Annotated in this window: 20 protein-coding genes; 5 read left to right on the top strand and 15 right to left on the bottom strand. The window is 64.7% G+C overall.

Annotated elements, in window-relative coordinates:
• The first annotated feature begins 85 nt into the window (after positions 1 to 85).
• Genes ttcA through ASC89_RS17975 form a run of 3 tightly spaced genes read left to right on the top strand, consistent with a single transcriptional unit; the run spans position 86 to position 2567 of the window.
• Positions 86 to 970, top strand: coding sequence for a tRNA 2-thiocytidine(32) synthetase TtcA (ttcA, locus tag ASC89_RS17985; RefSeq protein WP_055882193.1), 885 nt, complete (start codon positions 86 to 88; stop codon positions 968 to 970).
• 23 nt (positions 971 to 993) lie between these two features.
• Positions 994 to 1815, top strand: a complete 822-nt coding sequence (locus ASC89_RS17980; protein ID WP_056000296.1) for an inositol monophosphatase family protein — start codon at positions 994 to 996, stop codon at positions 1813 to 1815.
• A 32-nt stretch (positions 1816 to 1847) separates the two neighbouring features.
• On the top strand, positions 1848 to 2567 hold the full coding sequence (locus ASC89_RS17975; protein WP_056000293.1) for a bifunctional 2-polyprenyl-6-hydroxyphenol methylase/3-demethylubiquinol 3-O-methyltransferase UbiG: 720 nt from the start codon (positions 1848 to 1850) through the stop codon (positions 2565 to 2567).
• A gap of 81 nt (positions 2568 to 2648) precedes the next feature.
• On the opposite strand, the gene ASC89_RS17970 is transcribed toward ASC89_RS17975, so the two are convergent.
• The gene (locus tag ASC89_RS17970; RefSeq protein WP_056000290.1) at positions 2649 to 3902 is read right to left on the bottom strand and encodes a multidrug effflux MFS transporter; all 1254 of its coding nucleotides are present in this window, start codon (positions 3900 to 3902) and stop codon (positions 2649 to 2651) included.
• Positions 3903 to 4020: 118 nt separating this feature from the next.
• Entirely contained in the window at positions 4021 to 5253 is a 1233-nt protein-coding gene (locus ASC89_RS17965) for an MFS transporter (protein WP_056000287.1), read from the bottom strand.
• A gap of 193 nt (positions 5254 to 5446) precedes the next feature.
• Between ASC89_RS17965 and ASC89_RS17960 the strand changes: the two genes are divergently transcribed.
• Both ASC89_RS17960 and ASC89_RS17955 read left to right on the top strand, forming a co-directional pair.
• The gene (locus ASC89_RS17960) at positions 5447 to 5761 is read left to right on the top strand and encodes a Dabb family protein (RefSeq protein ID WP_056000285.1); all 315 of its coding nucleotides are present in this window, start codon (positions 5447 to 5449) and stop codon (positions 5759 to 5761) included.
• A gap of 118 nt (positions 5762 to 5879) precedes the next feature.
• The gene (locus ASC89_RS17955) at positions 5880 to 6338 is read left to right on the top strand and encodes a hypothetical protein (RefSeq protein WP_056000282.1); all 459 of its coding nucleotides are present in this window, start codon (positions 5880 to 5882) and stop codon (positions 6336 to 6338) included.
• Between the two features lie 58 nt (positions 6339 to 6396).
• Here ASC89_RS17955 and grxD read toward each other — a convergent pair whose 3' ends face one another.
• From grxD to ASC89_RS17890, 13 genes are all read right to left on the bottom strand, one after another.
• Entirely contained in the window at positions 6397 to 6732 is a 336-nt protein-coding gene (gene grxD / locus ASC89_RS17950; RefSeq protein ID WP_055882173.1) for a Grx4 family monothiol glutaredoxin, read from the bottom strand.
• Between the two features lie 87 nt (positions 6733 to 6819).
• Positions 6820 to 7455, bottom strand: a complete 636-nt coding sequence (locus ASC89_RS17945) for an HAD family hydrolase (RefSeq protein WP_056000279.1) — start codon at positions 7453 to 7455, stop codon at positions 6820 to 6822.
• The gene (locus ASC89_RS17940; protein ID WP_274532715.1) at positions 7452 to 7868 is read right to left on the bottom strand and encodes an endonuclease domain-containing protein; all 417 of its coding nucleotides are present in this window, start codon (positions 7866 to 7868) and stop codon (positions 7452 to 7454) included. Before ASC89_RS17940 ends, ASC89_RS17945 begins: the two co-directional genes overlap by 4 nt.
• Before the next feature lie 70 nt (positions 7869 to 7938).
• Entirely contained in the window at positions 7939 to 8172 is a 234-nt protein-coding gene (locus ASC89_RS17935; protein ID WP_055882167.1) for a BolA/IbaG family iron-sulfur metabolism protein, read from the bottom strand.
• A 113-nt stretch (positions 8173 to 8285) separates the two neighbouring features.
• Positions 8286 to 8798 carry a peptide-methionine (S)-S-oxide reductase MsrA gene (msrA, locus tag ASC89_RS17930; RefSeq protein WP_055882164.1) on the bottom strand — a complete coding sequence of 171 codons (513 nt, stop codon included), beginning with the start codon at positions 8796 to 8798 and terminating at the stop codon, positions 8286 to 8288.
• A gap of 237 nt (positions 8799 to 9035) precedes the next feature.
• Positions 9036 to 11267, bottom strand: coding sequence for a phosphoribosylformylglycinamidine synthase subunit PurL (purL, locus tag ASC89_RS17925; protein ID WP_056000273.1), 2232 nt, complete (start codon positions 11265 to 11267; stop codon positions 9036 to 9038).
• Between the two features lie 69 nt (positions 11268 to 11336).
• Positions 11337 to 11804 (bottom strand): CYTH domain-containing protein, encoded by a 468-nt coding sequence (locus ASC89_RS17920; RefSeq protein ID WP_056000270.1) that lies wholly within the window; start codon positions 11802 to 11804, stop codon positions 11337 to 11339.
• The gene (locus ASC89_RS17915) at positions 11804 to 12646 is read right to left on the bottom strand and encodes a CHAD domain-containing protein (protein WP_162247958.1); all 843 of its coding nucleotides are present in this window, start codon (positions 12644 to 12646) and stop codon (positions 11804 to 11806) included. The genes ASC89_RS17920 and ASC89_RS17915 overlap by 1 nt, the downstream gene beginning before the upstream one ends.
• Before the next feature lie 111 nt (positions 12647 to 12757).
• Positions 12758 to 13396, bottom strand: coding sequence for a Pr6Pr family membrane protein (locus ASC89_RS17910; protein ID WP_056000265.1), 639 nt, complete (start codon positions 13394 to 13396; stop codon positions 12758 to 12760).
• Entirely contained in the window at positions 13393 to 14040 is a 648-nt protein-coding gene (locus ASC89_RS17905) for a Pr6Pr family membrane protein (RefSeq protein ID WP_156384677.1), read from the bottom strand. The genes ASC89_RS17910 and ASC89_RS17905 overlap by 4 nt, the downstream gene beginning before the upstream one ends.
• A gap of 139 nt (positions 14041 to 14179) precedes the next feature.
• Positions 14180 to 15586, bottom strand: coding sequence for an RICIN domain-containing protein (locus tag ASC89_RS17900; RefSeq protein ID WP_056000259.1), 1407 nt, complete (start codon positions 15584 to 15586; stop codon positions 14180 to 14182).
• 99 nt (positions 15587 to 15685) lie between these two features.
• On the bottom strand, positions 15686 to 16351 hold the full coding sequence (gene purQ, locus ASC89_RS17895; RefSeq protein WP_055882145.1) for a phosphoribosylformylglycinamidine synthase subunit PurQ: 666 nt from the start codon (positions 16349 to 16351) through the stop codon (positions 15686 to 15688).
• A gap of 95 nt (positions 16352 to 16446) precedes the next feature.
• Positions 16447 to 17532: an acyltransferase family protein gene (locus ASC89_RS17890; RefSeq protein ID WP_056000256.1), complete on the bottom strand. Its 1086-nt coding sequence runs from the start codon at positions 17530 to 17532 to the stop codon at positions 16447 to 16449.
• Between the last annotated feature and the right edge of the window lie 350 nt (positions 17533 to 17882).

Genomic DNA, 17882 nt, shown 5'->3' with positions numbered 1-17882 from the left:
CCGGCAACAAATCCGGTGGAACCTTGCCGCGAGTTAAAATTGCCGCAAGCTTCCGGTAAGGCGCCGGGTTTGCTACAGCAGCGGCATGAACCAGATCGTCAGCCCAGCCGTACTCGAAGCAGATGCCGAGGACCTCTCCGGCACGCATCCGCTGTTTGCCGCGGCGCCGCGCAGCGTCGAGTTCAACAAGCTCAGGAAGCGGCTCGTGCGCAATATGCGCGAGGCGATCGAGAAGTTCGGCATGGCGCGGGCCGGCGAGAAGTGGCTGGTGGCCATTTCGGGCGGCAAGGACAGCTACGGCATGCTGGCGCTGCTGCTCGATTTGAAGTGGCGCGGGCTGCTGCCGGTGGAACTGATCGCCTGCAACCTCGACCAGGGGCAGCCGAACTTCCCCAAGCACATCCTGCCGGAGTGGCTGACGCAGAACGGCATCACACACCGGATCGAGTATCGGGACACCTACTCGGTGGTGACCAGCACGCTGCCGCAGGGCGCGACCTATTGTTCGCTCTGCTCGCGACTGCGGCGTGGCAATCTCTATCGCATCGCGCGCGAAGAGGGGTGCTCGGCGCTGGTGCTGGGGCATCACCGCGAGGACAGCCTCGAGACGTTCTTCATGAACCTGTTCCATGGCGGCAAGCTCGCGGCGATGCCGCCGCGGCTGATGAACGACGATGGCGACGTCGAGGTGCTGAGGCCGATGATCTACTGCGCCGAGCCGGACCTCGAGAAATTCGCCGAGCACATGGCGTTCCCGATTATTCCCTGCGACCTCTGCGGCTCGCAGGAGGGGCTGGAGCGCAACGCCATGAAGGCGATGCTCAACGACATCGAGAAGCGGATGCCGGGGCGCAAGGACATCATGATCCGCGCCTTGGGCAATGTGCGGCCGAGCCATTTGCTCGACCCAAAGCTGTTCGACTTCCTTGGCCTCAGCGGCGCGCCGAAGGATGGCGCTTCCGGCGCCTGACCCCGATAACACCGAGAGTGACCATGCCGAGTTTTGATATCGACCGCCTTGCCGTCATCCTGCGTGATGCGGCCAAGGCAGAAATTCTGCCGCGCTTCCGGCACCTCGACGCAGGGATGGTGCGGCAGAAGACCGATGCGATCGACCTCGTGACCGAGGCGGATGAGCAGGCGGAACGACAGATCAAAGCCGCGGTAGATGCAGCCTGGCCTGAGGCGCTGTTCGTCGGCGAGGAATCGGTGGCGGCCAATCCGGCGCTGCTCGACGAACTGGATCAGGCCGAGTTCGCCATCGTCGTCGATCCGGTCGACGGCACGGCCAACTTCGCGGCGGGGCTGCCGCTATTCGCGACAATGGCTGCAGTGGTGCGGAATGGCGAGACCATTGCCGGGATCATCTACGACCCGATGGGCGACGACTGGGTGCTAGCGGAGCAGGGCGGTGGCGCCTGGCAGCGGCGGCCGGACGGCACGCAATGGCGGCTCAAGGTGGCGACGGCGCCGGGGCTGGCCGACCTGGTCGGCCACGTGTCGATCACCTTCCTGCCGGCTGAGAGCAAGCCGACGGTGCTGGCCAACCTCGCCAAAATCAAAGTGGCGGCGAACTACCGTGTCGCCGGGCACGACTACCGGACATTCGCGACCGGCTTCTCGCACTTCGTGATGTTCAACAAGCTGATGCCGTGGGATCACCTGGGCGGAACGCTGATTTCGCAGGAGGCCGGTGGCCATGTGGCCCGGTTCGACGGCTCGGCCTATCTGCCGAGCCACCGGGGCGGTGGGCTACTAATTGCGAGTGATCGCGATACCTGGAATTTACTGCGCTCAGAGGTGTTTACGCTATAGTGAGGGTCTGATCCGTCGAGGGGAGACGCGGTTTGGACCAGCTGAACTACTGGGCGATCGCCGATCGCGAAGTCGAAATCCAGAACCCGATTACCGATCGGAAGCTGCGGCTGCTCGACGATTACTGTTCCATCCGCGATGGGATGAGTGTCCTCGACATGGGCTGCGGCAAGGCCTGGCTGATGCGGCACTGGGCGGAGAAATTCGCCATCCAGGGCGTCGGCATCGACATCAACGCGCGGTTTCTTGAAGCGGCGCGCCGGAAGACCCCGGCCCGCGGCCAGCTGACCTTCCACAATGCGTCGGTGAAGGGTTTCAAGATAGAGCCGGCGTCCTACGACGTGGTGCTTTGCCTCGGCGCGGCAGCCTCGCTCGGCGACGTGCCGTCGGCGCTCGAATGGATGGCCACCGCCGCGAAACCCGGTGGGTCGCTGGTGCTCGGAACGACCGTCCTCAGGCATCCACCGGCGGTGCCGAAGGGCGATATCCTGCCGCCCGACACGGTCAGCATGATGGGGGTGATGGAGCGCCACGGCGCCGAGGTCTCAGCAACGATCAGCGCGTCGGACGCCGACTACGAGCGCTACCAGAGCCACCAGCGGCACGCGACGCTGATGTGGGCGCGCGACAACCCGAACCACCGGGACCACGCCGAGGTGCTGCAGAAGAGCCGCGACGACTGGATGCACTACCAGCGGATCATTCGGCCGATGCTCGGCTGGACCATCTTCGTGGGGCGTAAGAACGGCTGAGTGCAGGCCAGTTTTGATTCCCTCCTCGCAAGGGGAGGGGAGCGCAAGGCTTGTGCAGACAGCTCGGCAGAAAGCGCTAGACTAGTGCCCGCCGTCGTCGTGATGCGTCTCGTATTGCGGGCTGACGCCGAACAGCTTGCCCTTCTCGGCGATGAGGATTGAGACCAGCACCAGGGCGCCCATGGTGGCGTAGCCGAGCGCGTTGGGGACGATCGTGCCGTTGAAATGCTGGCCGATATAGGTGCCGATCAAGGCGCCGCCGACCGTCTGGGTGAAACCGAAGACCGAGGCGGCGGTGCCGGCGACGTTGCCGAGCGGCTCCATCGACAGCGAGTTCATGTTCGACGCGGCCCAGCCGAAGAAGAACTGGATCACCATCAGCAACCCGAAAAATACCGGGAACGGCACCGGGCCCATCAGCGCCACGGCCACCAGGATGGCGGCGGTGCCGAGATAGACCAGCGCCGCGGTGTGGCTGAGGCGGCGCATGCCGAAGCGGCGTACGACGCGCGAGTTGATGAACTGGGCGACGGCGATGGTGCCGGCCATGGCGGCAAAGGCCACCGGGAAGTACGGCCCGAGGCCATAGATCTCGACGAAGATCTGCTGGCTCGCTGAGATGAAGCCGAACATGGCGCCGAACAGGAAGGTGCCGGCGAGGCCATAGAACAGCGCCACCCGGTTGGTGACGACGATGCGGAAACCGTCGACGATCGAGCCGAAGCTGAGCGGGCGCCGGTATTCGGGGTGCATGGTCTCGGGCAGGCGGAAGAAGGCCCAGAGGCTGATCGCCGTCGCGAGGCCGCCCATGAACAGGAAGATATACTGCCAGGGGCCGGCCAGGAGGATCAGTTGCCCGATGCCCGGCGCAAGGATCGGGATGGCCATGAACACCATGAAGGTCAGCGACATGATCTCGGCCATCTCGCGGCCGGAGAACTTGTCGCGCACCACGGCCGTGGCGATGACGCGGGTGCCGGCAGCGCCCATGCCCTGGACGAAGCGCAGCGCCAGCAGCGCCCCGAAAGTGGGGGCGAAGGTCGCGGCAAAGGCGCAGATCAGGTAGATGGCGAGGCCGACCAGCAGCGGGCCGCGGCGGCCGAAGCGGTCGGTGAGTGGGCCGAAGGCGAGCTGGGCAATGCCGAAGCCGAACATGTAGACGCCGACGACGAACTGCCGCTCGTTCTCGTGGCTGATGCCGAATGCTTCGCCCATATAGGGCAGCGCCGGCAGCATGACGTCGATGGCCAGCGCGTTGAGCGCCATCAGCCCTGCAACAAGGATAATGAATTCAACGCGGGAGAGGTCCCGCGTGGTCGGCGATGTATCGGACATTGTTTGCTCAGAAATGGCCGTGGGACGGCCGGAAAGGCCGGGAAGATGCGCGCATCTCCGGCCTTTGGCAACCCGCGGGTGATCAATACTTTCGAGAGGCTGAGGCTATTGTCGAGTCTTAGCTGGAAGGAGCTTGCCTCAGCTGGAACGACTGGGCTCCGAGTTCGCGGATCGGCAGGTGAATGGCCGCCGACGCGAGCCCGAGGAGGATCCCCAGGTACCATACGATGCTGTAGGAGCCGGTGTGATCGTAGACGAAGCCACCCAGCCACACCCCGACGAACGAGCCCAACTGGTGGCTGAAGAAGGCAACGCCATAGAGCATCCCCATGTAGCGGGCGCCGAAGAACAGCGTCACCAGCCCGGCCGTCAGCGGCACGGTGGAGAGCCACAGCAGGCCCATCGCGGCGGCGAAGATGTAGGCGCTGATCTCGGTGACCGGGAACAGCACGAACAGGCCAATGGCCACGGCGCGGCTGAAGTAGATCGAAGCGAGCAGCAGCTGCTTGGGGAGACGACCGCCCAGATAGCCGGCGGTGAGCGAGCCGACGATATTGAACAGCCCGATCACCGCGATGGCCCAACTGCCGACTTCCGGAGACAGGCCGCACTGCACCAGATAAGCGGGCATGTGGACGTTGACGAAGGCGAGGTGGAAGCCGCAGACGAAAAAGCCGACGACCAGGAGGCGGTAGGACCCGAACCCCCAGGCGCGGCTCAGCGCTTCCATGAACTTGAGATCGGCTTGGCCGGCGGCGCGCTCGGTGCGGCCGCGTAGCGCGAAGGTCAGCGGGATCACCAGCGCCAGGATGGCGGCGGCGTAGATGAGAGCGCTCTGCCAGCCGAAATTGCTGATGAAGGCCTGTCCGATCGGCGCGAAGGCGAACTGGCCGAATGATGAGGCCGCGGTGGCGACGCCGAAAACCAGGCTGCGCTTTTCCTGCGGCACACGGCGACCGAAGGCGATCATCACGATGGAGAAGGACGAGGTGGCGATGCCGACCCCGGTGATCACGCCCGCCGTGAGGTTGAGCATCGAGCCGGTGGGCGAGACCACCATCAGCGCGAGACCTGCCGCATAGATCAACAGGCCGCCGATGATCACCTTGGCCGTGCCGTAACGATCGGCGAGACCGCCGGCGAACGGCTGGGCAATACCCCAGGCGAGGTTCTGGATGGCCATCGCCATGCCCCAGGCTTCGCGGGTCAGGCCGAGGTCCGACGTCATCGGCAGGGTCAGAAGACCAAAGCTGGTGCGGATGCCATTGGTCACCGCCGCGATGATGCAGCCGCAGATGATCAGCGCAATAAGCGGCGTCGCCGCAGAGCGGGTGGCGGTGATCGAGGACATGGCGGGAGGACTCAGAGGAGGTGGGGCAGGGAGGGAGAGCGTGTACTTACACGTACTTTTACACTCCGGGCGGGCCTCGCTGGAAACGCATTTTGCTTATGCCAGCCATCACGTTGCGTGATCGTGGCCTCATGCCGCAGTTGTCTGGCGATCGGGGAGGACTATATGCGGTGCAGCAACGGAGCTTCGCCTCGTGATCCGCCATATCGTCTTCTTTACCGCCAAGCCAGCCAATCTCGACGCCGTGGTCGAGGGACTGAATCTGCTGGGCCAGATCCCGCACGCGCTGCATTTCGAGGTGACGCGGAACAGCAAGGTCGACCAGTTCGGCAACGACGTCGATGTGGTGGTCTATGCCGAGTTTGCTGACGAAGCGGCCCTGGCTGCCTACAAGGCGCACCCGCTCTATGCCGAAGCCACCCGTCGCGTGCGGCCGCTGCGTGAACTGCGGTTCGCAGCGGATGTTCCGGCGCACGAGGCGAGTGTGGTGCTGCGCCGCTCGGCCTGAACGCAAGACTATTTCTTTCCCGCCATCGGACTACCCCCTCGAGCGGAAGGATTTTCCAGCATTCGGCTTGCCCGGAAACTGAGCGCGCATCAGCTTTACCGCGACCGGGAGGGCGATGATGGACATCAAGGAAACCGAAGCAATGGTGGTGCTCAGCACCAGCCGGCGGCTCACTATTGCAGCGATCAAGCAGGTCAGCCCAGAGATTACCGGACAGCTCGATGCCGAAATCGCGCGCAGCGGGCTGGAAATCGCCGGGCCGTGGGTATTCGTGGCGCGCAATCTGCCCAGGGACAGCAAGACCGAATTCGAGCTTCGCTTCTGCCGCCCGGTGCGCCGCGCCGATGGCTATGATGGGCCGTTCGCGGTTGCCCACCTTGAACCGATCATGGTGGCGAGCGCGATGCATCAGGGCTCGATGCGGACGTTGTTCACTGAGGGGTACGCGCCGCTGGTGGCGGCGATCGAGGCATCCCGACACGTCTTCTCCGGGGAAAGCCGCGAGATCTACCACCAGTGGGCCGGTCAGGGCGGGAGGTACCACCGGATCGAGATCCAGTTCGGGCTGGACTACTGAACGCAAAAAGGCCGCGTCCGAAGACGCGGCCTTTTTTGCCATCGGTCCGTGACTGGCGTCAGGCGGTCTGCTTGACCGCGATGCCCTTATCGGCGAGGTGCGATTGCAGTTCGCCCGCCTGGAACATCTCGGTGACGATGTCGGCGCCGCCGACGAACTCGCCCTTGATGTAGAGCTGCGGGATGGTCGGCCAGTTGGCGTAGGCCTTGATGCCCTCGCGCAGGTCCTGGTTCTCCAGCACATTGGCGCTCTGATAGTCGACGCCGAGATAGCCGAGAATCTGCACCACGCGGCCGGAGAAGCCGCACATCGGGAAATCCGGCGTGCCCTTCATATAGAGGAACACGTCGTTATTCTTCACCTGCTCGTCGATCAGTGCGTTGATGTCGCTCATATGCATGCCTTTCAGGCCGGGGAGGATGCCGGCTCCGCTCTCTCTCGTAAATAGTCCTGCAATGCGGCGCTGTCGAGGTGCTCATCGTCATTTGACGATGCTTAGCCGCTGCGCGATCCAGGGATGGCCGGTGACATCCTCGAGTCCCTCGTACTGCACCGCCTCCCAGCCGTGGGCGCGGGCGGCCTTCACGATGTCCTCGCGGTCGTCGAAAAACAGCGGCGGCTCGGCCTGTCGGCCGAGGCGGTTGCTTACCCAGTCGAAATAGGGTTTTGCCGGCTTGGCGTGGCCGATCCGGGCGGAGTGGAACATGTCCTCGAACAGCTCGCCGAACTTCAGCTGCTGCCATAGCCACTGGGCCCGCATGTGTTCCTGGTTGGTGGCGAGGTAAAGCGTCGTGCCGACGGTCTTGAGTTGCGCCACCACATCGAGCAGCGGCTGGTTGACGTTGCTGTCGTGGCTCAGCCAGTAGCCTGCAAAGGCCATGCTGGGGCCGCGATAGCCGAGGCCGGGCAGGGTACGATCCAGCGCCTCGAGCAGCGACATCTGCCCGACGATCACCTTCTTGATGAAGATGTCGTAGATGAACTCGCTCTTGAACCGCTCGGGGTCGACACCGAGGTCGGCGAGCAGGTTCTCATCCCAACGGATCTGCTTTTCCGGGCGGGCATGATAGCCGTGCACGAGCACGCCATCGACGTCGAAGAGGACGATGCGGGTCATGGTGAGCCCCCTGATCCTCCCCCGCGGGGCGGGGGAGGGGGACCGGCGAAGCCGGTGGAGGGGGCCGCGGTCTCTCGGATGCTCACCGCGACGGCTTCAAGTGCCTCGGGGTCGAGAATGTCGCTCGCCATGAAGCGGATAACTCGAATCCCCTGATTGTTCAGCCACATGGTTCGTCGCTCGTCCTGCCCAACGCGTTCGGTGTTGTCGTGGGCGCGACCGTCTACCTCGATCGCCAGCTTCCGTTCGGCGCAGTAGAAGTCGAGGACGAACGGTCCCACTGGGTGCTGTCGGCGGAAGCGGAGGCCGTGGACCTTGCCGCCGCGGAGCAGCTGCCAGAGGATGACCTCGGGCAAGGGCATGTCGCGTCGCATGCGCTTGGCGCTGCTATAGCTTTTGGATGATGCCCGCACGATTGGCTCCCCCCTCCACCAGCCTTCGGCTGGTCCCCCTCCCCCGCCACGCGGGGGAGGATAAGGGGGACTAATCCGGCGCTTTCGTCTGTAGCGCCAGAGAATGCAGCACCGTCCCCATGTCTTCGCCAAACGCGGCGTTGACCATCTGGTGCTGCTGGACGCGGGTCTTGCCGCGGAAAGCTTCGGAGGTGACCGTTGCTGCGTAGTGATCGCCGTCGCCGGCGAGATCGCGAATCTCGACGATGGCGTCCGGAAGGGCCTTGAGGATGCGGCGTTCGATTTCGTTAGCGGCCATGCCCATGACATGTCTCCCGGTAGTTGAGCCCACCTGAGATATGGCATGCGGCAGAGGGGCGTTCAACGAGACGGGCGCCGGTTTCCCGGCGCCCGTTTGGTTTTCTGAGATCGTTCCGGTCAGGCCGCCTGGCGCTTGGGCAGCTTCCAGTTGGGCCGCACCCAGTGGCAGGTGTAACCGTTGGGGATGCGCTGCAGATAGTCCTGATGCTCGGGCTCGGCCTCCCAGAACGGGCCGACCGGCTGCAGCTCGGTCACGACCTTGCCAGGCCACAGGCCGGAGGCGTCGACGTCCTTGATGGTGTCCTCGGCCACGGCCTTCTGCTCGGCGTTCTCATAGAAGATCGCAGAACGATAGGCGCGACCGACATCGTTGCCCTGCCGGTTCCTGGTCGAGGGATCGTGGATCTGGAAGAAGAACTCCAGGATGTCGCGATAGCTGATGCGGCTCGGATCGAAATTGATCTCGACCGCCTCGGCATGGTCACCGTGGCTGCGATAGGTGGCATTGGCGAAGCCGTCATCGCCCGAGTAGCCGACACGGGTGGAGATAATCCCGTCCTTGTGGCGCAGCAGCTCCTGCGCGCCCCAGAAACACCCGCCAGCCAGAACCGCCCGCTCAGTGGTCGTCATGATGGTCTCCATTATTTGGGATGCGCTCTATATACGCACGGACGGGGCGGAATGTTACACCCGGTCACGAATTTGGCATTGCGCGTCGTTGAGGCAGACGGCCCCCTCCCATCCTCCCCCTTAAAGGGGGAGGTGCCCTGCCGGTTCACCTGGCGCGATCGAAGACAGGGCCTCGACTCTTCACCTCCCCCTTCATGGGGGAGGCCGGGAGGGGGCCGTCTCCATCAGTCGGGTGCTTCAGACCTCAGCGATCTCGCCGGCCATGAACTCCGGGAACCAGCCTTCGTGCGCCGACTTGAGGTCGGCGATCGAGACCGGGCGGGCTTCGCCCAGGGTCAGCGAGGTGCCGCCGGTATTGCCGATCCAGGGAGCGAAGACGCCAGCATAGGGGTAGACCTCGGCGTAGAACTTATCGAGGTTGGCCCGGCTCATGGTGACCAGGTAGCGGCCCTGGTCTTCGCCGAAGAACAGCGGCAGCGGGTCGCCGCCATCGAGCTGGTTGACGGTGGCGCCGATGCCCGAAGCCATCGCCATTTCGGCGAGGCCGACCGCGAGGCCACCATCGGAAAGATCGTGCACCGCTGTCGCGATGCCATCGCGGATCAGGATGCGGACGAGGTCGCCGACTTTGCGCTCATGCGCGAGATCGACCGGCGGCGGGGTGCCGTCCTTGCGGTTGAACAGCTCGCGAAGGTAGATCGATTGGCCGAGATGCGTACCCCACCAATCCGGCGCGCCGAACAGCAGGATCGCCTCGCCTTCGGCAGCGAAGGCGGCGCGGGCCATCTTCGACCAGTCGGGGATCAGGCCGACGCCGCCAATGGTCGGGGTCGGCAGGATGCCGCGGCCGTTAGTCTCGTTGTAGAGCGACACGTTGCCCGAGACGATCGGGAAGCCGAGCGCACGGCAGGCATCGCCAATGCCCTTCACCGCGTGGACCAACTGGCCCATGATCTCGGGACGCTCCGGGTTGCCGAAATTGAGGTTGTCGGTGGCGGCGAGCGGGTCGGCACCGGTAGCCGTGAGGTTACGCCAGCACTCGGCGACAGCCTGCTTTCCACCTTCGTAGGCGTCGGCCTCGCAGTAACGCGGGGTGACGTCGGAGGTGAAGGCGAGCGCCTTGGTGGGATGACCATCGACGCGGATGACGCCGGCATCGCCGCCGGGGCGCTGCAGCGAGTTGCCCTGGATCAGCGTGTCGTACTGCTCGTACACCCAGCGGCGCGACGACAGCGCCGGCGAGCCGAGCAGCTTCAGCAGCGCATCGGCGATGTCCATCTGCGGGATGTCGTCGGCGGCGAGCGCCGGAGGCACCACCGGCGCGGTCCATGGGCGGTCGTATTCCGGCGCTTCGTCGCCGAGCTGCTTGATCGGCAGGTTGGCGACTTCCTCGCCCTGCCACATGACGCGGAAGCGGAGGTCGTCGGTGGTCACGCCGACGGTAGCGAAGTCGAGCTCCCACTTTTCGAAGACGGCGCGGGCCTCAGCTTCCTTCTCGGGATGCAGCACCATGAGCATGCGCTCCTGGCTTTCCGAGAGCATCATCTCGTAGGGCGTCATCGCGTCTTCGCGCACCGGCACCATGTCGAGGTTGAGCTCGACGCCGAGGTCGCCCTTGGCGCCCATTTCCACGGCCGAGCAGGTGAGCCCGGCGGCGCCCATGTCCTGGATGGCGATCACCGCACCGGTGGCCATCAGCTCGAGGCAGGCCTCGAGCAGGCGTTTTTCAGTGAAGGGGTCGCCGACCTGCACGGTGGGGCGTTTCTCCTCGATGTCGTCGCCGAACTCGGCCGAGGCCATGGTGGCGCCGCCGACGCCGTCGCGGCCGGTCTTGGCGCCCAGATAGACAACAGGCAGACCGACGCCTTCGGCCTTGGAATAGAAAATCTTGTCGGTATCGGCGAGGCCGGCGGCGAAGGCGTTGACCAGGATATTGCCGTTGTAGCGCTCGTCGAACTCGACCTCGCCGCCGACGGTGGGGACGCCGAAGGAATTGCCGTAGCCGCCGACGCCGGCGACGACGCCGGAGACCAAGTGCTTGGTCTTTTCGTGCTTGGGATCACCGAAACGCAGCGCGTTCATCGCCGCAACGGGCCGCGCCCCCATGGTGAAGACGTCGCGGAGGATGCCGCCAACGCCGGTCGCCGCGCCCTGGTAGGGCTCGATGTAGCTGGGGTGGTTGTGCGATTCCATCTTGAAGACGATGGCCTGGCCATCACCGATATCGACGACGCCGGCATTCTCGCCCGGCCCCTGGATCACCAGCTGGCCTGATGTCGGCAGGGTCCGCAGCCACTTCTTCGAGCTCTTGTACGAGCAGTGCTCGTTCCACATCGCCGAGAAGATGCCGAGCTCGGTATAGGTCGGCGCGCGGCCGATCAGCTGCAGGATCTTCTGGTACTCGTCGAGCTTAAGTCCATGGTCGGCAACAAGCTCTGGCGTGATGGTGATGTGGTTATTGAAGGTCATCCGATTCCGGCCCTGATCCGCTGGCGTTCGCTATAGCGGATACGACTCGCGGGGGACACCACAAATGCCTCAGATTTCCCCGCCGACCAGCATGGCAAGGCTGGAATTGTAGTATTGCGGGTCGCCGGTGACCTCGTCGCCGAGCCAGTCGGGCAGGTCGAGCTTGCGGGTCGGGGATTCGAGCTCGACTTCGGCGATCAGCAGGCCGGCGTGCCGGCCCTGGAATTCATCGACCACCCAATCACCGTCGGGCAGGTCGAGGAGATGTCGCAGCTTCTCGATCTGCGCGCCGCGGACGTAACCCAGCATCTGCCGTGCGTCGGCGATCGGCACTTCGTACTCGAACTCGGCGCGGGCGAGAGCCGAGCCGCCGCTCTTGATCGTGATGTAGCCGAGCCGGTCATCGACGGTCCGTACGCGTACGGTGACGCCGCTGCCGGCGGTGAGGTAGCCCTGGCGCAGCAGTTGGGTGGCGGTCACAAGGTCGCGCCAGCCGGCACTGGCGATGAGGTATTTCCGCTCGATCTCGATACCCATTACTCGGCGGCCTCGCGTCGCATCCAGCCCTCGAAATAAGCGGAGAAGCGCGCCTTCAGGGCTTTAGGTTTTTCGGCGAAGACCTGCCGGCCAAGATTGGCGATCCTCGACTCGATCTCGGCCTGCCGGCGGTCTGCCGCATCAATCGCAAACCCCACGTCAATATCCGGGCCGAGCTCTGCCGGCGCGGTACGCAACAGGTCCTGCAGCACCGCAAGGTCGTGGTGCAGCCCCAAATGATCGGCGAGGTCGCCAGCGCACTTATGGGCGGCGGGGAGGATTTCGCCCGCACAGCCTTCGAGCAGGCCGAGCTGGTTCCAATGATACTTGCTGTACTTGCGCCACTCGTGGAAGGCCTCGTCGGTACGGCGCCGATTGGCCTCGCGGCCGGTGTGGCGGCCGCGGCGGTAGGTGTGCTTGAGGCCGGCAGCGAGGGTGTCGAGGTCGATCCGCTCGAGCCGCCAGTGGTGGCTGCGGCGATCGAGTTCGCGCATCTGATCGGCGAAGCTCCGCAGGGCCTCCACCTCACCATCGTGACCGGACGCGTCGGAAGCAAGGGGTGGCACCGGCCGGTGGGCCCAGGCCATCAGTTCGATATAGGTCTGCTGGGTGACCCGCATGTCACGGGCGGCGGCAAGACCGCGAGAGGCGTCGCGAACGAATGCGTCTTCGGTGGCATAACCGGCGAAGCCCGGGCGGACCAGGCGGAACAGGGCGCGCAGTTTCTTACAGCGCCGGCGGGCCTCGTGCACTCGCCTTTCGGGCGACTCCTGGCCGTTCTCGGCGCCGGCAATGGCCTTGCCGATCTGCTCACGCGCTATACGCAGGAACCCGTCACCCACGGTGACATCGTCCCGCGACCACTCGAAACTCATGGACTTACCGCCCCGATGAAAGGGCGAGCTTAGGGGCGAGCGAGTGTCACAAACAAGGCGTCAGACTCGAGCCAGGCATCAGACTCGCGCCGGCTGCCGGCCGCCGAGCCAGCGGTCGACGGCGACGGTCAGCGCATAGATCGCGACGAAGCCGATCAGCATGCCCAGGCAGCCGACGGCGACCTGGCCGTAACCCAGCTTATCGACGTTGAGGATGGGGTAGGGGTACTCGTGCACCAGCGCGCCGCGGAGCATCACCACGATGACGTAGAGGAGGGGATAAAGCAGCATCTTCGGCACGTCGGCGAAGCGCAGCGCGCCGTGCTCGGGTGTCAGCAGCCACCACAGCACGAACAGCCATGGCGCCAGGTAGTGCATGTAGATGTTGAGGACGTTGTCGATGCCGGTGAAGGACTCGAGGCCCGACAGAAAGAAGATGTAGTAGACCGACACCATGACGATCGAGCCGACCGTCAGCCCGCGGGCGAAGGGGCGGTTCCACCAGCCGAGCCAACCCCAGCTGGTCACCGCCGCAACGTAGCAGAGCGCCATCATCAGGTTGGTGAGCACGGTGAAGAAGGTGAACAGAAAGGCCAGCGCCCCGACCAGGTTGTCGCCGCTCTCAAGCCGGCTGGTCAGCGTCAGCCAGGTGCGCGCCAGCAGGGTAATCGGCCCGGCGATGGCGCCGAACCACAGCAACACCGTTCGTAGCGTCATGCCGGTTTCCCCCTCTGCGCCAAAACGCGATCGCCCCAGACAATGATCACGGAAAAGATGCTGACGGCAACCAGCAGCACGGCAACGCCGATCGCCACCCCGCCATAGCCGAACTTGCCGGCATCGAGAATATCATAGGGGTACTCGTGGACCACGGCGCCGCGCAGCAGAACCCAGGCCGCATAGCCGATGCCCGGCAGCAGCATCAGCCCGATATGCTGGAAGCGCAGCACGCCATGCGGCGCGAACAGGGCCCACCAGACGAGGTAGAGGATTGGCGCGACATAGTGGAGCAACCAGGTGGCGATGCCGAGCGCCCCTTCGAGCTGCAGCGTCGGGGCCAGCATGAAGTGGTAGTAGAGCATTACCAGCGTGATGAAGGCGGCCGCTGAGGCCATGATCACCGGCCGGCGGAACCAGCCAAGCCAGTTCCAGCCTGACAGCACGGCGGCGTAGGTCAGCAGCAGCCACAGGTTGGTCAGGTGGGTGAAGTAGGTCCAGAAGTAGATGAACGCGTCGGGGAACGACCGCGCCACCAGATTGGTCGTCGAAACGGTCATCACTGACGGGAAGATGGCCGACCAGTCGAGCGCAAGGCCGGCAGCGCCGGCAAGGATCGCGGCCCAGGCGAGCAATATCCGCAATTGGCAATCTCAGCAGAAATCGTTGCAATGAGCTGAGACTAGAGCGCGTCGCGGCGATCCGCCATCGCAAGTTGGACCGCGGTCGCGAGGGTAGGGCGCGCCCCGGCGCTATCGCCAGAGCGCCCGAGCAGTTTTTCCGCTAGCGCAGCAGCCACCAGTCGGCGCTCAACCAATCCTGCCCGATCGGGCTGATCGCCAGCGCGCCGCTTTCGACATTGAGGTAGGCGTCGGCCTGCCAGACGTTGCGGAAGCGCACGTAGTAGCCACCGCCGCTCGGCTCCATCTGCCACATCGCCGATTGCCACTCGGGCTGGATCGGCCCCACCGCGAGATAGCCGTTCTCGACATGCAGGTACTCGTCGGGCTTCCAGACGCTATGGATACGGACATAGCCGCCCTCCACCGGATCAAGGGTCCAGCGGGCACTCAGCCAGTCGAGCAGGATGGTGGTGCTGGTGGGCTGGCCGGTCTCATTGTTGAGGAACGCGCTGGCGATCCACCGGCTGCCGATCCGCACTTCCTGACCCACGCCGCCCAGCTGGCCGCCGCCCTTGCCGACCACGTTGAAGTTGAGCAGCAGGTTGACCGGCTGCAATCCCTTCTGCTGCACGATCACCGGGATACTGGCCGGGCCCGGCACGGCGACGTTGTTGTAGCAGTTCGCTCCGATGTTGGGTGCCTGGCAGGCATAGACGAAGAAGCCCCAGCTATAGGTCCCGACCCAGTTGAACACATCCTGCGCGCCGTCGAGATCGACGACCTGGATGCCGTTGGCGTGGTTGCCGAACTGGTCGAGCATGTTGGGGACCAGCACCTCGACGGGATCGGCGGTGTTGCGACGGTAGCCGCTGATCAGCAGGTGGCAGTTGAGGCTGGGCAGCTGCCCGATGACGATCTCGGTCGGGCAATCGACGGTGACCATCAGCGGGCCTTCATCCGGACCGCCTCCTCCACCGCCTCCGCCGCCGCCACCACCGCCCGTGTCGGTCGCCGAGACGCGATAGCGATAGGTGACGCCATAGCCGTAAAACGCTCCGATTCTGAGCTCGATGGTCGAACCGTCGGCGAGTGTCGGCGACGGCGTAACATGGACCGAAATCGAGTTCGTCCGGCTTTCGGACCCGCCCTGTTGTGCGTCGGGCACCGACACGTCGGCGCTGGCCGGGTCCTTGTCGAACTCAAAGCCACCCGTGGGGCTGTTCATGCCGATGCCCGCATAGATGCGATTCGGCGTTGCCTTGCCCTCGATGGTCATGTTGACCGTAAAGCCGGCGCCGTCGCTGGTGCGTGGTGGCGGCGTCCAGGTGTAGTCGGCCTGATAAGTCTTGTACTGAGCGTCCTCGATCGAGATGTGCCCGTCTGCGACGCCCCAGCGCGGATCGTTGCCGGGGTCATCCGGCACGATCTCGATCATCTCGAGATACGGCCCCTGGGCCGAGGCGCTGCCGGCGAAAACAAAAAGGACGGCTAGGCCGCCCATCATCATCGCCAGAAAGAAGGACAAGACCGCCGGCGCCAGGCCAGCCTCTCTCAGTCGCCAACGCATCGTCCCTCTCCCGGGCTCGAGCCAGCGCCGCAACGAGACGATTCCTCGCACTGGAGTGCAAGGCGATCAAGTCAACATTCGTGACCTGTGGGTTACCGCTTAGGCAGCTTCGAGCAACGCCGCGAACAGTTGCCTGCCGTCCGTGCCGCCATGCGCGGTCTCGATCAGGTTCTCGGGGTGCGGCATCAGGCCGAGGACGTTCTTCTTATCGTTGAACACGCCGGCGATATCGTTGAGCGAGCCGTTCGGGTTGGTGCCCTCGGCATAGCGGAACGCCACCTGGCCATTGCCTTCGACGGCAGCCAGCGTCTCGGCGTCGGCGAAGTAGTTGCCATCGTGGTGGGCGACCGGGCAGCGGATCACCTGGCCCTGGGCGTAGCCGCTGGTGAAAGCGGTGGTGGCATTCTCGACCGAGAGCTTCACTTCGCGACAGACGAACTTCAGCGAGGCGTTGCGCATCAGCACGCCGGGGACGAGGCCGGCCTCGCTGAGGATCTGGAAGCCGTTGCAGACGCCCATCACTTTGACGCCCTGTGCCGCGCGCTCGCGGATGGTGTCCATGGCCGGGGAGCGCGCTGCAATGGCGCCGACGCGCAGGTAGTCGCCATAAGAGAAGCCGCCGGGGATGACGATCAGGTCGACCTTGGGGATCTCCGCATCCTTGTGCCAGACGATCGCCGGCGCCTCGCCGCCGATCTTGGTGAGGGCCGCGATCATGTCGCGATCACGGTTGAGACCGGGGAACACGACGACGGCGGCTTTCATCGGCAGCAGCTCCAGATGCGGGATGCCGATCCTTTGGTCAGGTCTTGGTGGCAAAAGCAAGGGCGGAACCGCAGTTCCGCCCGATCGGCTGTGGCTTACTCGGCCGGGAGCACCGCAGCCGGCTTGATGGTGCTGCGGCTGCCGGGCGTGCCGGGGATGTGGGCCCAGGCCGGGCGCTCGAACAGGAACCTGCCCCAGCCGGTCTTCTCGATCAGCCAGTAGAGCACCAGCGGCGACAGCAGGGCGATGGTCATCACGATGACGCTGACGGTGCTGACGTCGGGGATCAGGCCGGTGCTCTCCAGCAGGGTGCGGCTCGCGGCCATCGGGATCGAGAAGCTGAGATAGACGACGATCGAGTGCTCGCCGAGCCAGCGCAGCCAGCCCATCCATGGCAGCCTGATCAACAGCGCCGCGGTGAGGCAGACCGCGAGCGAGCCGACGAAACCGAGCGCCAGGTGCAGCACGGGCAGGGCGGCATAGCCCATGGTGATGCCGCGCGGGTGCAGTTCCGAGCCGCCGCCGAACACCAGGAAGCCCTCGATGAAGGCATAGGCCACGAGCGCCAGCGCAGCCCAGAGCACCTGCCCCTGCGCCGCGGCAATGATGCGGAACACCAGCGGCGCGAAGGCATAGCCGGCGTAGAAGTAGACGAAATAGGCCGCGAAGTGGTCGACCAGGGCGATGCCTGATGTGACCGGGAAGATCTGCAGCCCGGCGGCTGCAGCAAGCGCCAGCCAGTGCGGCACCTTGCAGCTGAAGAGCAGCTTGGTCACCAGCGAGTAGACCGCCAGCATGTAGATGAACCACAGAACGCCGTAGGGTTCGACGATGGCCCAGAGGATCTGGCTGCCGACGGCAGCGAAGTCGCCGGTGCCGAGACCGACCTTGAAGACGATCTGCAGCACGGCCCAGAGCGCATAGAAATAGAGATAGTGGACAATCCGGCGATCGGCATAGGCGGCCCAGGGACGTGCGATCACCTGCCCGAGGAACAGGCCGGAGATCAGGAAAAACTCCGGCATGCGGAACGGGGTGGCCCAGCCGATGATGTAATGCAGGACGCCGGTGCCGTTCAGGTCTTCGCCGACGCCGTAGGCCGAATGCATCATCACCACGAGGATGATGGAGAGGCCCTTGGCGGCATCTACCCAATCGAGACGGTTGGCTGCAGTCGGCATTCTCTGGGGCTCCCGGGGCGCGTCCCGCGCGTTGTAACGCCTGGGATCGCATCTGGGACGAAATGCCTGCACTTAGGCTTAAGCCAAGTGCTTAATAACTAAAGATTTATCGAGCTGCGGGCCCGCCGGCCCGCCGCGCTGCCAGTGTCAGAGCGGCAGCGACAGGTGGGTGGCGAGCAGGACGCCGATGGTCATGAAGAACAGGGCAGAGAGCGAGAAGGTCTTGATCATTTTCGATATCGGTCGGCAGCGCGAAACTGCGCTTAGGTCAGGGCGGTGTTTAGGTCGGTTCGCGGGACCCTAATAGTCACGGCCCGTGCATGGCTCCAATGCGCCCCTATGGCTGAATG

Source organism: Devosia sp. Root413D1 (assembly GCF_001425235.1).
GTDB lineage: Bacteria > Pseudomonadota > Alphaproteobacteria > Rhizobiales > Devosiaceae > Devosia_A.
Note: the sequence above shows the minus strand (reverse complement) of the source record. Positions and strands in the feature narration are given on the sequence as shown.

Coding starts and splice junctions, on each gene's coding strand:
- ASC89_RS17910 (WP_056000265.1), bottom strand. CDS start 13,396: ATGACGCTACGAACGGTGTTGCTGTGGTTCGGCGCCATCGCCGGGCCG.
- msrA (WP_055882164.1), bottom strand. CDS start 8,798: ATGACGACCACTGAGCGGGCGGTTCTGGCTGGCGGGTGTTTCTGGGGC.
- ASC89_RS17890 (WP_056000256.1), bottom strand. CDS start 17,532: ATGCCGACTGCAGCCAACCGTCTCGATTGGGTAGATGCCGCCAAGGGC.
- ASC89_RS17935 (WP_055882167.1), bottom strand. CDS start 8,172: ATGGGCATGGCCGCTAACGAAATCGAACGCCGCATCCTCAAGGCCCTT.
- ttcA (WP_055882193.1), top strand. CDS start 86: ATGAACCAGATCGTCAGCCCAGCCGTACTCGAAGCAGATGCCGAGGAC.
- ASC89_RS17980 (WP_056000296.1), top strand. CDS start 994: ATGCCGAGTTTTGATATCGACCGCCTTGCCGTCATCCTGCGTGATGCG.
- ASC89_RS17900 (WP_056000259.1), bottom strand. CDS start 15,586: ATGCGTTGGCGACTGAGAGAGGCTGGCCTGGCGCCGGCGGTCTTGTCC.
- purQ (WP_055882145.1), bottom strand. CDS start 16,351: ATGAAAGCCGCCGTCGTCGTGTTCCCCGGTCTCAACCGTGATCGCGAC.
- grxD (WP_055882173.1), bottom strand. CDS start 6,732: ATGAGCGACATCAACGCACTGATCGACGAGCAGGTGAAGAATAACGAC.
- purL (WP_056000273.1), bottom strand. CDS start 11,267: ATGACCTTCAATAACCACATCACCATCACGCCAGAGCTTGTTGCCGAC.
- ASC89_RS17920 (WP_056000270.1), bottom strand. CDS start 11,804: ATGGGTATCGAGATCGAGCGGAAATACCTCATCGCCAGTGCCGGCTGG.
- ASC89_RS17945 (WP_056000279.1), bottom strand. CDS start 7,455: ATGACCCGCATCGTCCTCTTCGACGTCGATGGCGTGCTCGTGCACGGC.
- ASC89_RS17955 (WP_056000282.1), top strand. CDS start 5,880: ATGGACATCAAGGAAACCGAAGCAATGGTGGTGCTCAGCACCAGCCGG.
- ASC89_RS17965 (WP_056000287.1), bottom strand. CDS start 5,253: ATGTCCTCGATCACCGCCACCCGCTCTGCGGCGACGCCGCTTATTGCG.
- ASC89_RS17970 (WP_056000290.1), bottom strand. CDS start 3,902: ATGTCCGATACATCGCCGACCACGCGGGACCTCTCCCGCGTTGAATTC.